At 59.4% G+C, this 12,801-nt stretch carries 13 protein-coding genes; 2 read left to right on the top strand and 11 right to left on the bottom strand.

Annotation, left to right across the window (positions count from 1 at the left end):
- The 3 genes from AC3ZU9_RS20555 to AC3ZU9_RS20545 all read right to left on the bottom strand — a co-directional run.
- Positions 1 to 872: aminotransferase (locus AC3ZU9_RS20555; protein WP_490091241.1), on the bottom strand; the 872-nt coding region annotated here is incomplete at its 3' end.
- Between the two features lie 53 nt (positions 873 to 925).
- Complete coding sequence (locus AC3ZU9_RS20550; protein ID WP_015886417.1) at positions 926 to 2,284, bottom strand: glutamine synthetase family protein; 1,359 nt, start codon at positions 2,282 to 2,284, stop codon at positions 926 to 928.
- Between the two features lie 79 nt (positions 2,285 to 2,363).
- Positions 2,364 to 2,603: a hypothetical protein gene (locus AC3ZU9_RS20545; protein WP_015886418.1), complete on the bottom strand. Its 240-nt coding sequence runs from the start codon at positions 2,601 to 2,603 to the stop codon at positions 2,364 to 2,366.
- A gap of 278 nt (positions 2,604 to 2,881) precedes the next feature.
- On the opposite strand from AC3ZU9_RS20545, the gene AC3ZU9_RS20540 reads away from it, so the two are divergent.
- Together AC3ZU9_RS20540 and AC3ZU9_RS20535 are read left to right on the top strand one after the other, a co-directional pair.
- Positions 2,882 to 4,258 (top strand): glutamine synthetase family protein, encoded by a 1,377-nt coding sequence (locus tag AC3ZU9_RS20540; protein ID WP_003213894.1) that lies wholly within the window; start codon positions 2,882 to 2,884, stop codon positions 4,256 to 4,258.
- Between the two features lie 260 nt (positions 4,259 to 4,518).
- A complete protein-coding gene (locus tag AC3ZU9_RS20535) occupies positions 4,519 to 5,148 on the top strand; it encodes a TetR/AcrR family transcriptional regulator (RefSeq protein ID WP_046034907.1) in 630 nt (209 codons plus the stop codon).
- A gap of 114 nt (positions 5,149 to 5,262) precedes the next feature.
- Here the strand turns inward: AC3ZU9_RS20535 and AC3ZU9_RS20530 are convergent, their stop codons facing one another.
- The 8 genes from AC3ZU9_RS20530 to AC3ZU9_RS20495 all read right to left on the bottom strand — a co-directional run bounded on the left by AC3ZU9_RS20530 (position 5,263) and on the right by AC3ZU9_RS20495 (position 12,582).
- On the bottom strand, positions 5,263 to 5,478 hold the full coding sequence (locus AC3ZU9_RS20530) for a TOBE domain-containing protein (RefSeq protein ID WP_003213899.1): 216 nt from the start codon (positions 5,476 to 5,478) through the stop codon (positions 5,263 to 5,265).
- 28 nt (positions 5,479 to 5,506) lie between these two features.
- Positions 5,507 to 6,313 (bottom strand): aliphatic sulfonates ABC transporter ATP-binding protein, encoded by an 807-nt coding sequence (gene ssuB / locus AC3ZU9_RS20525; RefSeq protein WP_015886420.1) that lies wholly within the window; start codon positions 6,311 to 6,313, stop codon positions 5,507 to 5,509.
- Positions 6,310 to 7,098, bottom strand: coding sequence for an aliphatic sulfonate ABC transporter permease SsuC (gene ssuC / locus AC3ZU9_RS20520; RefSeq protein WP_015886421.1), 789 nt, complete (start codon positions 7,096 to 7,098; stop codon positions 6,310 to 6,312). Before ssuC ends, ssuB begins: the two co-directional genes overlap by 4 nt.
- 9 nt (positions 7,099 to 7,107) lie before the next feature.
- A complete protein-coding gene (gene ssuD, locus AC3ZU9_RS20515) occupies positions 7,108 to 8,256 on the bottom strand; it encodes an FMNH2-dependent alkanesulfonate monooxygenase (RefSeq protein ID WP_015886422.1) in 1,149 nt (382 codons plus the stop codon).
- A 25-nt stretch (positions 8,257 to 8,281) separates the two neighbouring features.
- Complete coding sequence (locus AC3ZU9_RS20510) at positions 8,282 to 9,250, bottom strand: sulfonate ABC transporter substrate-binding protein (RefSeq protein WP_015886423.1); 969 nt, start codon at positions 9,248 to 9,250, stop codon at positions 8,282 to 8,284.
- A 94-nt stretch (positions 9,251 to 9,344) separates the two neighbouring features.
- Positions 9,345 to 9,938: an NADPH-dependent FMN reductase gene (gene ssuE, locus AC3ZU9_RS20505; RefSeq protein WP_015886424.1), complete on the bottom strand. Its 594-nt coding sequence runs from the start codon at positions 9,936 to 9,938 to the stop codon at positions 9,345 to 9,347.
- Positions 9,939 to 10,244: 306 nt separating this feature from the next.
- The gene (locus AC3ZU9_RS20500; RefSeq protein WP_490091238.1) at positions 10,245 to 10,883 is read right to left on the bottom strand and encodes a peroxiredoxin; all 639 of its coding nucleotides are present in this window, start codon (positions 10,881 to 10,883) and stop codon (positions 10,245 to 10,247) included.
- Between the two features lie 292 nt (positions 10,884 to 11,175).
- On the bottom strand, positions 11,176 to 12,582 hold the full coding sequence (locus AC3ZU9_RS20495) for an OprD family porin (protein ID WP_490091237.1): 1,407 nt from the start codon (positions 12,580 to 12,582) through the stop codon (positions 11,176 to 11,178).
- Positions 12,583 to 12,801: the final 219 nt, after the last annotated feature.

The following is a 12,801-nucleotide window of genomic DNA, read 5'->3' as shown; positions in this document are numbered from 1 at the left end:
TTGGCGATGGTCATCATGTGGGGCTTGAGGTCGTAGAAATCGCTACCGAACCACTCACCGGTCCGGCCGAAACCGCAGATCACCTCATCGGCGACAAACAGGATGTCGTACTTGGCGAGGATTTCCTTGATGCGCGGCCAGTAGGTGGCGGGCGGCACGATCACACCACCAGCGCCCTGGATCGGCTCGGCAATAAAGGCACCGACGTTGTCCACGCCCAGTTCCAGGATCTTCTCTTCCAACTGGTTGGCAGCCCACACGCCGAATTCTTCGGGGCTCATGTCGCCGCCTTCGCCAAACCAGTACGGCTGCGCGATGTGGGTGATGCCCGGGATCGGCAAGTCGCCCTGCTCATGCATATAGGTCATGCCGCCCAGGCTGGCGCCGGCCACGGTGGAGCCGTGGTAGCCATTCTTGCGGCTGATGATGGTTTTCTTGTTCGGCTGGCCCTTGATCGCCCAATAGTGGCGGACCATGCGCAACATGGTGTCGTTGCCTTCGGAGCCGGAACCGGTGAAGAACACGTGGTTCATGCCGGCCGGTGCGATATCGGAAATGGCCTTGGCCAACTCCAGTACCGGTGGGTGAGCGGTCTGGAAGAACAGGTTGTAGTACGGCAGTTCTTTCATCTGCTTGGCGGCGGCGTCAGCCAGTTCATCGCGACCGTAACCGATCGCCACGCACCACAGGCCGGCCATGCCGTCGAGGATCTTGTTGCCTTCGCTGTCCCACAGGTAAACGCCGTGGGCTTTGGTGATGATCCGTGGGCCTTTCTCTTTCAATTGCTTGAAGTCGCTGAACGGCGCCAGGTGGTGATCACTGCTCAAGGCTTGCCATTCACGGGTTTGCGGGTTGTTGCTGGACATACCGATCTCCTAGACTTTTCAGTAAAGGGCGCGCCGCTTTCAAGGGCGCGCCCGGCGCATCAGACGGCGAAGAGCAGGAATTCCCGCTCCCACGAACTGATGACGCGCTTGAAGTTTTCATGCTCGGCCCGCTTGACCGCGACGTAGCCTGTGATGAATTTCTGACCCAGGTATTTCTCGATGGTCTTGCTGTTTTCCATGCGTTCCAGGGCGTCTTCGATGGTCAACGGCAGGCGCAGGTTGCGACGCTCGTAACCACGGCCTACCACTGGCGCGCTGGGGTTATGGCCTTCGACCATGCCGATGTAGCCACACAGCAGGCTGGCGGCAATCGCCAGGTACGGGTTGGCGTCGGCGCCCGGCAGGCGGTTTTCCACACGCCGGTTCTGCGGGCCGGCATCCGGTACGCGCAGGCCCACGGTGCGGTTTTCTTCGCCCCACTCCACGTTCACCGGCGCCGAGGTATCCGGCAGGAAGCGGCGGAACGAGTTCACGTTAGGCGCAAACAGCGGCAGCAATTCAGGGATGAATTTCTGCAGGCCGCCAATGTGGTTGAGGAACAGCTCGCTCATGGACCCGTCTTCATTGGAGAAGACGTTCTTGCCGGTAGCGATGTCGATGATGCTCTGGTGCAGGTGCATCGCGCTGCCGGGCTCGCCGGTCATCGGCTTGGCCATAAAGGTCGCGGCCACATTGTGCTTGAGCGCGGCTTCACGCATGGTGCGCTTGAACACCAGGATCTGGTCGGCCAGCGACAGGGCATCGCCATGACGGAAGTTGATTTCCATCTGCGCCGTGCCGTCTTCGTGGATCAGCGTGTCGAGGTCCAGTTCCTGCAGTTCGCACCAGTCGTAGACGTCTTCGAACAGCGGGTCGAATTCGTTGGCGGCTTCTATAGAGAAGGATTGGCGACCGGTCTCGGGGCGCCCGGAACGGCCAATCGGCGGTTGCAGCGGGAAGTCCGGGTCTTCGCAGCGTTTGGTCAGGTAGAACTCCATCTCCGGCGCCACGATGGGCTGCCAGCCTTTGTCGGCATAGAGCTTGAGGACTTTCTTGAGTACGTTGCGCGGCGACAGCTCGATCGGGTTGCCTTGCTTGTCGTAGGTGTCGTGGATCACCTGGGCAGTCGGCTCGATGGCCCAAGGCACCAGGAACACCGCGTTCTGGTCGGGGCGGCAGATCATGTCGATGTCGGCCGGGTCGAGCAATTCGTAATAAATGTCGTCTTCGACATAGTCGCCGGTCACGGTCTGCAACAGAACGCTCTCGGGCAGGCGCATGCCTTTTTCGGCGATGAACTTGTTGGTCGGCGAGATCTTGCCCCGGGTGATGCCGGTGAGGTCGCCAATCATGCATTCGACTTCTGTGATCTTGTGGTCTTTCAACCAATCGGTGAGCTGGTCGAGGTTGTTACTCATAAATGCCTCTGGGCTGGGTTTCCTGGCATCCATTAAAGGCCAGGCGTTGGTTGACGCAGCATCCGCGTCGTTTTTTCATTCAGGGTAGGAGCTTACCTGCCATTTGCTGCAGCGTTGCATTCCTCACGCCAAAGTTGTGTGCAATTTTGAGCAGCACAGCGGACGCGAGCCGTTCGGTGGCAAACGAGGAGGCAAAAAAGAGGTCGGACCGGGCGTCAAGAATATTGGCCGGGGCGCGAGCAATCACGCGGGAGGAATGGACGGATGACACAGCCTGGCTGAAGCAGGCCAAGACGCCGAGTGGCGGCAGGCGAGACATGAAGCACCCCGGTATTATTGCTGTTATGGGTTTGAATCGAGCTTAGCCTTGTTCATTTTTTTACACAACACCCCCGTAAAAAATACAACACGGCCCGCTCAAGCCTGCGAGTCCCAAGCCCGTCAAACCCAAAAAACCGCCCCAAAAAGCCCCAAAAAAGCCTTCGCAGCGCTTTTTTAGGGCAAAAAAGGCCTCGCTTGACTTCGGCATGCCGTTCGGGTTGACTGAAACCAGAAAAGATCAATGATTGATATTTTTAACAACAAAGGTGTTGCATCATGTCGGTACCCCCGCGTGCCGTTCAGCTTAACGAAGCGAACGCGTTCCTTAAGGATCATCCTGAGGTTCTGTACGTAGACCTTCTAATTGCGGATATGAATGGTGTGGTGCGCGGCAAGCGCATCGAACGCACCAGCCTCCACAAGGTTTACGAGAAGGGCATTAACCTGCCTGCCTCTTTATTTGCCCTGGATATCAACGGCTCTACGGTGGAAAGCACCGGCCTGGGCCTGGACATCGGTGATGCTGACCGAATCTGTTATCCAATCCCCGACACCCTGTGCAATGAACCCTGGCAAAAGCGCCCTACCGCGCAACTGCTGATGACCATGCACGAACTTGAAGGTGAACCTTTCTTCGCCGATCCGCGCGAAGTGCTCCGCCAAGTTGTAAGCAAATTTGACGACCTTGGCCTGACCATCTGCGCCGCTTTCGAACTCGAGTTCTACCTGATCGACCAGGAGAACGTGAACGGCCGCCCACAACCGCCCCGCTCGCCGATCTCCGGCAAACGTCCGCACTCGACACAGGTTTACCTGATCGACGACCTCGACGAATACGTCGACTGCCTCCAGGACATCCTGGAAGGTGCCAAAGAGCAAGGCATCCCGGCCGACGCCATCGTCAAGGAAAGTGCCCCGGCGCAGTTCGAAGTGAACCTGCACCACGTAGCCGACCCGATCAAGGCGTGCGACTACGCGGTCCTGCTCAAGCGTCTGATCAAGAACATCGCCTACGACCATGAGATGGACACCACCTTCATGGCCAAGCCTTACCCAGGCCAGGCAGGCAACGGTTTGCACGTACACATTTCGATCCTGGACAAAGACGGCAAGAACATCTTTGCCAGCGAGGATCCCGAGCAGAACGCCGCATTGCGTCACGCGATCGGCGGTGTGCTCGAGACCCTACCCGCTCAAATGGCGTTCCTGTGCCCCAACGTCAACTCCTATCGCCGTTTCGGCGCACAGTTCTACGTGCCGAACTCGCCGTGCTGGGGCCTGGATAACCGCACCGTGGCGATTCGCGTACCGACCGGCTCGTCCGATGCCGTGCGTATCGAACACCGCGTGGCGGGCGCCGACGCCAACCCTTACCTGCTGATGGCTTCGGTTTTGGCAGGCGTGCACCACGGCCTGACCAACAAGATCGAGCCTGGCGCACCGGTGGAAGGCAACAGCTACGAGCAGAACGAACAAAGCCTGCCGAACAACCTGCGCGATGCATTGCGTGAGTTGGACGACAGCGAGGTGATGGCCAAGTACATCGATCCTAAATACATCGATATCTTCGTTGCCTGTAAGGAAAGTGAGCTGGAAGAGTTCGAACATTCCATCTCCGACCTTGAGTACAACTGGTACCTGCATACCGTGTAAGCGGTTGCGGTATTCAATGCGGTGGGCGGGCTTGCTGTGGTGAGCGGGCTTGCCCCGCGCTGGGTTGCGAAGCAGCCCCACAACCCGACGCCGAGTTCCTTCTGAATGAACTCGGTGTTTTTATTGGGACTGCTTCGCAGCCCAGCGCGGGGCAAGCCCGCTCACTACAACACACTCACTCGCCACGAAAGCGCCTACTCCCAGGTATGGATCATCCTTAAGCTCTGCGTACAATGCGCTCTGCCTTGTAGGAGACTTCCATGACCACCCGCCCCGCCACCCCTCGCAAACCCCGCGCCCGTAGCCAGGCCCGGATCGACGCGATTCTCGACGCCGCCCGCACCTTGCTGGCCGCCGAAGGCGTGGCCGGTTTGTCGATCTACAGCGTGGCCGAACGGGCGCAGATCCCGCCGTCGTCGGTGTATCACTTTTTCGCCAGCGTGCCCGCGTTGCTGGAAGCGCTGACAGCAGATGTGCACGCAGCATTCCGGGCGGCCATTCAGGCGCCCATCGAGCACGACTCACTCAAGCACTGGCGTGATCTGTCCTACATCGTCGAGCAACGCATGCTCGCCATCTACGACGAGGACGCCGCTGCACGCCAGTTGATCCTGGCCCAGCACGGGCTGACCGAGGTGACCCAGGCGGATCGCCAGCATGATCTGGAATTGGGGAACTTGATGCTGGACGTGTTCAATCGCCACTTCGAAGTGCCGACACTGCCCAGCGATGTCGACGTGTTTGCCCTGGCGCTGGAACTGAGCGATCGCGTGTATGCGCGCTCGGTGCATCAGCATGGGCTGATCACGCCACGCATGGCGGAGGAAGGGATGCGGGTGTTTGATGCGTATGTGGGGCTTTATTTGCCGGCGTACCTGCCCAAGCGCTGAGTAGTGTGGTGGCTGGGCCGGCCTAATCGGGGGCAAGCCCCCTCCCACCTTTTGAATGTATTCACAGGTCAAAATGTGGGAGGGGCTTGCCCCCGATGGCGGCCTCAGGTGCGATCACAACTTGGCAATCGACACCTCGGTGGACTTCACGAAGGCGATCACTTCGCTGCCAATCACCAACTCCAGCTCTTTGACCGAGCGGGTGGTGATCACGGAAGTGACGATGCCGGACGCGGTCTGTACGTCAATTTCCGACAGCACGTCGCCTTCGACGATTTCCTTGATGGTGCCTTTGAACTGGTTACGCACGTTGATGGCTTTAATAGTCATGTTGTTCTTCCTTCATGGGACAAGTGAGTTATTGAGCCCAACGCAATTGCGTAGGCAGCGGTGAAACAGGTTCGGGTTCCGGCGGCGTGCCGGGTAACGACAACACACGGTTGAGCACTTCGGCTTCCAGCGCGGCCAGGCGATGTGAGCCACGGGCACGTGGGCGCGGCAGGTCGACGATGAGGTCGAGGCCGATTTCGCCGTCTTCGATCAGGATCACCCGGTCGGCAATGGCCACGGCTTCGCTGACGTCGTGGGTCACCAGCAACACGGTGAAACCGTGCTTCTGCCAGAGGTTTTCGATCAGTTGCTGCATCTCGATGCGGGTCAGGGCATCCAGCGCGCCCAGCGGTTCATCGAGCAGCAGCAAGCGCGGTTGGTGAATCAGCGCACGGGCCAGGGCCACGCGTTGCTTCTGCCCGCCAGACAGCGCCGCCGGCCATTCATTGGCACGTTCGGCCAGGCCGACCGCTTCAAGGGCTTCCAACGCTTTGGGGCGCCAGTTGCCTTTAAGGCCCAGCCCGACGTTATCGATGATCTTTTTCCACGGCAGCAGGCGCGCTTCCTGAAACATCAGCCGCGTGTCTTCAATGGCTTCGCTTAGCGGTGCGGAACCGGCGAGCAGCTCACCGCCGCTGGCTTTGTCCAGGCCGGCCAGCAGGCGCAGCAAGGTACTTTTGCCGCAACCACTGCGACCGACCACCGCCACGAATTGGCCGGCAGGAATGTGCAGGTCGATGTCCTTGAGCACTTCGCGCGCGCCAAAGGCCTTGCGCAACTTGCGCACCGCCAGGGGGATGCCCTTGAGCAGGCGCGGGGGTTGTTGAGCTGTCATGCCGCACCTCCTTTATTCACTTGATACGCCGGGTGCCAGCGCAGCCACACCCGCTCCAGGCCGCGAGCGGCCAGATCGGCGAGCTTGCCGAGGATGGCGTACATGACGATGGCCAACACCACCACGTCGGTTTGCAGGAATTCACGCGCATTCATCGCCAGGTAACCGATGCCGGAGCTGGCGGAAATGGTTTCCGCCACAATCAGCGTCAACCACATAAAGCCCAGGGCAAACCGCACGCCCACCAGGATCGACGGCAGCGCGCCCGGCAGGATCACCTGGCGGAACAGGCTGAACCCGGACAAGCCGTAGCTGCGCGACATTTCCACCAGTGCCGGGTCGACGTTGCGAATGCCGTGGTAGGTGTTGAGGTAGATCGGGAACAGCGTGCCGAGCGCGACGAGAAATATCTTCGCCGTCTCGTCGATGCCAAACCACAGGATCACCAGCGGAATCAACGCCAGGTGTGGCACGTTGCGGATCATCTGCACCGAGCTGTCCAGCAGGCGTTCGCCCCACGTCGACAGGCCGGTGATAAACCCCAGGGCCAGGCCGATGCTGCCGCCGATCACAAAACCCAGGCCCGCGCGCCAGCCACTGATGGCCAGGTGGGTCCAGATTTCGCCGCTGGCCACCAGGTGGACGCCGGCTGCAATCACGGCGCTGGGCGCCGGCAGAATACGCGTCGACAACCAACCCGCCGACACCGACAACTGCCACACCGCCAGCAACAACACCGGCAGCACCCAGGGCGCGACGCGGTGGCTTAATTTTTCAAAACTCATGGCGCCACCTCAGCTCTGTGACGCAGCTTTAGGAAGGATGTCGTTGGCGACCATTTCGCCGAACGGGCTCACGTACCCGGCGCTTTTCGGCAGCTCGGGACGTTCGATATCCAAGTGGGGGAACAACAGCTCAGCCACCCGATACGACTCTTCCAGGTGTGGATAACCGGAGAAGATAAAGGTGTCGATGCCCAGTGCTGCGTATTCCTTCACGCGTGCCGCGACGGTTGGGCCATCGCCTACCAGCGCGGTGCCCGCACCGCCGCGCACCAGGCCGACGCCGGCCCACAGGTTAGGGCTGACCTCGAGGTTGTCGCGATTGCCGCCATGCAAGGCCGCCATGCGTTGCTGGCCAACAGAATCGAAGCGCGCCAGGGAGGCCTGGGCACGGGCGATGGTGTCGTCGTCCAGGTGGGAGATCAGTTTATCGGCGGCTTTCCACGCTTCATCGTTGGTTTCGCGCACGATCACATGCAGGCGAATACCAAAGCGCACCGTGCGCCCCAGCTTCGCGGCCTTGGCCCGCACCTGTGCGATTTTTTCCGCGACAGCGGCCGGTGGCTCACCCCAGGTCAGGACCATTTCCACCTGTTCGGCCGCCAGGTCCTGGGCCGCTTCGGAGGAGCCGCCGAAGTACAACGGCGGACGCGGTTGCTGGATCGGCGGGTAAAGCAACTTAGCGCCTTTGACGCTGATGTGTTCGCCGTCGTAATCCACGGTTTCACCTTCCAGCACACGACGCCAGATACGGGTGAATTCCACCGAGGCCTGGTAACGCTCTTCGTGGCTGAGGAACAGACCGTCGCCGGCCAATTCTTCCGGATCACCACCGGTGACCAGGTTGAACAATGCGCGACCTCCGGACAGGCGGTCGAGGGTCGCGGCCTGACGTGCCGCCACCGTCGGGGAAATGATCCCAGGGCGCAGCGCGACGAGGAATTTCAAACGCTGGGTCACCGGGATCAGCGAAGCAGCCACCAGCCACGAGTCTTCGCACGAACGCCCGGTCGGGATCAGCACCCCGCCGAAACCCAGGCGATCAGCGGCCTGGGCCACTTGCTGCAGGTAACCGTGGTCAACGGCGCGAGCGCCTTCGGCGGTGCCAAGGTAATGGCCGTCGCCGTGGGTAGGCAGGAACCAGAAAATATTGAGGCTCATGGAGTTGTCTCCTGAAGAAGTCGGATTACGGCGCTTTAGCCACGGCGGCGGGTGGCGTCCAGATCACGTCCTTGATGCTCAAGGGCTTGGGGATCAATTTGAGTTGGTAGAAGCTGTCGGCAATTTTCTGCTGGGCCGCCACCACTTCCGGGGTCAGGAACAGTGCGCCGTAGCCTTGGCGCTTCACCGAGGTCAGGGTGATGTCTGCCGGCAGGCCGAGCAGCGGCGCCACTTGTTCAGTCACTTCCTGTGGGTTGGCCTTGGACCACTCGCCCACGGCGCGCACTTCTTCGATCAGAGCCTTGAGCACCTCAGGGTGTTTTTCAGCGTACGGCTTGGTGGCCAGATAGAACTGATGGTTGTCGGCGATGCCGGTACCGTCACGCAGGGTGCGGGCCTGCAGTTGTTTCTCGGCGGCGGCCTGGTACGGGTCCCAGATTACCCAGGCGTCCACGCTGCCACGCTCGAAGGCGGCACGGGCATCGGCGGGCGGCAGGAACACGGTCTGCACGTCGGTGTATTTCAGGCCGGCATCTTCCAGGGCACGTACCAACAGGTAGTGCACGTTGGAGCCTTTGTTGAGCACGACTTTCTTGCCCTTGAGTTCGGCCACGGATTTGATCGGCGAATCTTTCGGCACCAGGATTGCTTCGCTGGTCGGCGCTGGCGGCTCGTAGGCCACGTAGAGCAAGTCGGCACCGGCGGCCTGGGCGAATACCGGTGGGGTTTCGCCGGTCACGCCGAAGTCGATGGAGCCGACGTTCAGGCCTTCAAGCAGTTGCGGGCCGCCCGGAAACTCGGTCCATTGGACATTGACGCCCTGGGCCGCGAGGCGTTTTTCCAGGGAACCCTTGGCTTTGAGCAGCACCAGCGTGCCGTACTTCTGATAACCGATACGCAGGGTCTCGGCGGCTTGAGCTTGAACAATGGCGCCGAAGGACACAGCCGCAGCAAACAGTGCGACCAGACCACGACGCAAGATGACAGTGCGCATGGCGCTCTCTCCAAATAATGCGATGAGGGGGTTGGCTGCACCTGCTTGGCCGTTAGCGGCTGAGTAAGGTGAGTACTACAAAATCCGGTAAGGCTCAGATGCTCCAGCGAGCACTCAACAAACGTTCATTCAACACATGGGGGTCCAGCGGTTTCGGGCGACGGGCCATGGCGCCGTAGAGCGTTTCCAGGGCCTCGTGCAAACGGTGTTCAAGCACCGGCACCAGTTGCGCCTGGGCGCTGCCTTCGCCATAGGCGATCTGGCTGTCTTCGGCAAAAATACCGTGGAGCAATTCCTGGGCTTTCAGCGCCGACAACACCGGCTTCAGCGCGTAATCCACCGCCAACATGTGCGCGATGCTGCCGCCGGTCGCCATCGGCAACACGATCTTGTGGGCCAGGGCGCGCTCGGGCAACAGGTCCAGCACCGTCTTCAGCGCGCCGGAGAATGAGGCCTTGTACACCGGCGTGGCGATCACCAGACCGTCCGCGTTAGCCACTTGTTGCAGCAGGTCGATGACCTTTGGGCTGTCGAAGCGCGCATGCAGCAAGTCCTCAGCCGGGAAGTCCCGTATCTGGTAACTCACGACTTCTACGCCTTTGTCTTGCAACCACTGACGGGTTTTATCCAGCAACACCCCGGAGCGGGAACGCTGGCTGGGACTGCCTCCAAGTGTTACGACCAACATGCAGGAATTCCTTGAGCAAGTGCCGGCGGTTCGCTGTGTGGCGATGGCGCCAAGATGGAACAGACCTTATCAGCAGATTCATATATCTTTAAATCTCATTTTTTCATTTGTTTATTCTTTAAATGCATATAAGGACGGTTAAACGTCAGGCGAAAAAAAAGGCCGTCGAAACGGCCTGAAAACCCTTGTTGTGATTCAGCTTCAACGACGGTGTATTGAACGACGCCATCGGGGGCAAGCCCCCTCCCACAGGGGAATGCGGTCAACGGTGGGAGAGGGGGCTTTCCCCCGATGCCTATATCCGCGTTAACGATTGGGTTGCGGGGTGAGTCGCAGGTACGGCTTCACTGCGCGATACCCCTTCGGAAATCGCTTCTTGATCTCTTCCTCATCCTTGAGCGACGGCACGATCACCACTTCATCACCGTCCTGCCAGTTGGCAGGCGTGGCGACCTTGTGGTTGTCGGTGAGTTGCAACGAGTCAATCACCCGCAGGATTTCGTGGAAGTTGCGCCCGGTGCTGGCCGGGTAGGTGATGGTCAGGCGGATCTTCTTGTTCGGGTCGATCACGAACAAGGAACGCACGGTGAGCGTGTCACTGGCGTTGGGGTGGATCAGGTCATACAGGTCGGACACTTTGCGATCGGCGTCGGCCAGGATCGGGAAGTTGACGACCGTGTTCTGGGTTTCGTTGATGTCTTCGATCCACTTGTGGTGCGAGTCCACCGGGTCCACCGACAGGGCGATGGCCTTGACGCCACGCTGGGTGAATTCATCCTTGAGTTTGGCGGTGAAACCCAGCTCGGTGGTGCACACCGGCGTGAAGTCCGCTGGGTGGGAAAACAACACACCCCAGCTATCGCCCAGCCATTCGTGGAAACGAATCTTGCCGGCGCTGGAATCCTGTTCGAAGTCGGGGGCGATATCGCCCAGTCTTAGGCTCATGGTGTGGCTCCTGGTGAGTGCTTATGGAGCCCACTGTGCATGGATTGTGGATTATTTAAAAAGAATAAATATCGATTTATCTAGACGATAAAGGAATATTAAAAATCTGTTCATTGGACGGGCGTACGCGCGAGGAGCAACATCCATTTCAAGGTTTGAGAAGGCCTTGAGACGCTGTACACAGAGGGGTTCAGGAAGGGCTTGCGGGGGTTGAGCCCGACTTGAAAAGTAAGACACCTTGCCCGGCGTTGCGCCGGGCAAGGTTTTACAAGCTTACAACAGCTTCATGCTATTACAGCAGTGGCAGCGAGTAGCTGACGATCAGGCGGTTTTCGTCCTGATTGCGCTGACCTGGGATGTCGTTGCGCCACATAGCGTTTTTCCAGGCTACACCGACGTTCTTCAGTGGGCCTTCTGGTACGACGTAGGCAACAGTGATGTCACGTTCCCACTCGTTCGCGCCATTGGCGCTGATAGTGCGTTGCGGTGTTGTAGCGCCGACGGCACCGCGGGTGTCGACGTTGTCGCCACGCAGGTAAACCACACCAGCGGTCAAGCCGGGTACGCCAACCTTGGCGAAGTCGTACGCGTAGCGAGCTTGCCAAGTACGTTCGCCAGCACGGGCAAACTTGGAGATCTGCGAGTCAGTGGTCAGGTAAGCCGACGAACCGTCGCCTTGGTTCAACCAAGGGAAGTCGCTGTTACCGTTGCTGACTTGGTAACCGCCACCGAAGGTGTGGCCGGCAACGGTGTACAAGAACAAGCCGCTGTACAGGTTGTTGTCGACTTTACCTTTGGTGATGGTGTTACCAGCGGCGTTAGTGCCGTAGTCACCCGTAGTGAAGTAGTTCGCGTCGTTGCTGTTGGCACCATCCGCGCGGCTGTTGAAGTAGCGCAGGTCGGATTTCAACACGCCAGGACCGATTGCCCAGTTGTGCAGCAGGCCCAGGAAGTGTTGCTTGTAGAACTGGTCCAGATTGCCGTAGTAGTACTGGGCAGTCAGGTCCTTGGTGATCTTGTAGTCACCACCGGCATACAGGAACTTGTTGCTGTCGCGACCCGCGGCGGTACGGCCGTTGGCACCTGCGAGAGACAGGTTCTCGACGTTGCTGGAGTTACGACCCTTGGCCTTTTCGATCTGGCCGGCAACCAGGGTCAGGTCCTTGATGTCGTTGGTGGTGATCTGGCCACCCTGGAAGGTTTGCGGCAGCAGGCGGCCATCGTTGGTTACGATAACGGGCAGCTTAGGCTGCAGGGTACCCAGCTTCAACTCGGTCTGGGAGATCTTGGCTTTAGCCGTCAGACCCAGGCTGGAGTAGTTATCAACGGCTTCGCCATTGGACTTGCTCGGGAAAACCGTGCCACCGTACGAACCAGCATTGCCGTTCGAACGAGCAGTGGCGCCGTTGGTGCCGCCGCCCGAATCCAGGCGCACGCCCAGCAGGCCGATAGCGTCAAGACCGAAACCTACGGTGCCTTGGGTGTAACCGGAGATGAAACGCAGGTCAAAGGCTTGACCCCATTCTTCTTGCTTGTTCTGCGCGCCAGCCGCTTTGGTGGCGTCATCACGGTTGTCCGTGTTGATGTAAAAGTTACGCAGCCCCAGTGTTGCCTTACTGTCTTCGATGAAACCGGCAGCGCCTGCTTGCTGGGCGATTGCGCCCAAAGCTACAGCCAAAGCCAAGGTGGACTTCTTCATGTACCGCTCCTCTCATTTCTAATTTTTGTATTTCTTAGGTCTCGGGTCTAACGCCCTCGATCCACAGATGCGCGATTAGCACCGCATAGTGACTGACAAGTCAATCGTAACCTTGTGTGTCTACTACCTTCGTCTAACCGCAGTTGATTTGGTCCCTGCAGGGTAATGAGTTTTTCATACACCCAAAAAGAATTGTTTCATTCTTTTTCATACGATTTG

The sequence above is a fragment of the Pseudomonas sp. A39 genome (assembly GCF_058145955.1).
Note: the sequence above shows the minus strand (reverse complement) of the source record. Positions and strands in the feature narration are given on the sequence as shown.

Excerpts from the sequence above, each read along its gene's own strand:
- AC3ZU9_RS20540 (WP_003213894.1), top strand. The coding sequence starts at position 2,882 with ATGTCGGTACCCCCGCGTGCCGTTCAGCTTAACGAAGCGAACGCGTTC.
- AC3ZU9_RS20545 (WP_015886418.1), bottom strand. The coding sequence starts at position 2,603 with ATGTCTCGCCTGCCGCCACTCGGCGTCTTGGCCTGCTTCAGCCAGGCT.
- AC3ZU9_RS20500 (WP_490091238.1), bottom strand. The coding sequence starts at position 10,883 with ATGAGCCTAAGACTGGGCGATATCGCCCCCGACTTCGAACAGGATTCC.
- AC3ZU9_RS20550 (WP_015886417.1), bottom strand. The coding sequence starts at position 2,284 with ATGAGTAACAACCTCGACCAGCTCACCGATTGGTTGAAAGACCACAAG.
- AC3ZU9_RS20495 (WP_490091237.1), bottom strand. The coding sequence starts at position 12,582 with ATGAAGAAGTCCACCTTGGCTTTGGCTGTAGCTTTGGGCGCAATCGCC.
- AC3ZU9_RS20530 (WP_003213899.1), bottom strand. The coding sequence starts at position 5,478 with ATGACTATTAAAGCCATCAACGTGCGTAACCAGTTCAAAGGCACCATC.
- ssuD (WP_015886422.1), bottom strand. The coding sequence starts at position 8,256 with ATGAGCCTCAATATTTTCTGGTTCCTGCCTACCCACGGCGACGGCCAT.
- AC3ZU9_RS20510 (WP_015886423.1), bottom strand. The coding sequence starts at position 9,250 with ATGCGCACTGTCATCTTGCGTCGTGGTCTGGTCGCACTGTTTGCTGCG.
- ssuE (WP_015886424.1), bottom strand. The coding sequence starts at position 9,938 with ATGTTGGTCGTAACACTTGGAGGCAGTCCCAGCCAGCGTTCCCGCTCC.
- AC3ZU9_RS20535 (WP_046034907.1), top strand. The coding sequence starts at position 4,519 with ATGACCACCCGCCCCGCCACCCCTCGCAAACCCCGCGCCCGTAGCCAG.
- ssuC (WP_015886421.1), bottom strand. The coding sequence starts at position 7,098 with ATGAGTTTTGAAAAATTAAGCCACCGCGTCGCGCCCTGGGTGCTGCCG.
- ssuB (WP_015886420.1), bottom strand. The coding sequence starts at position 6,313 with ATGACAGCTCAACAACCCCCGCGCCTGCTCAAGGGCATCCCCCTGGCG.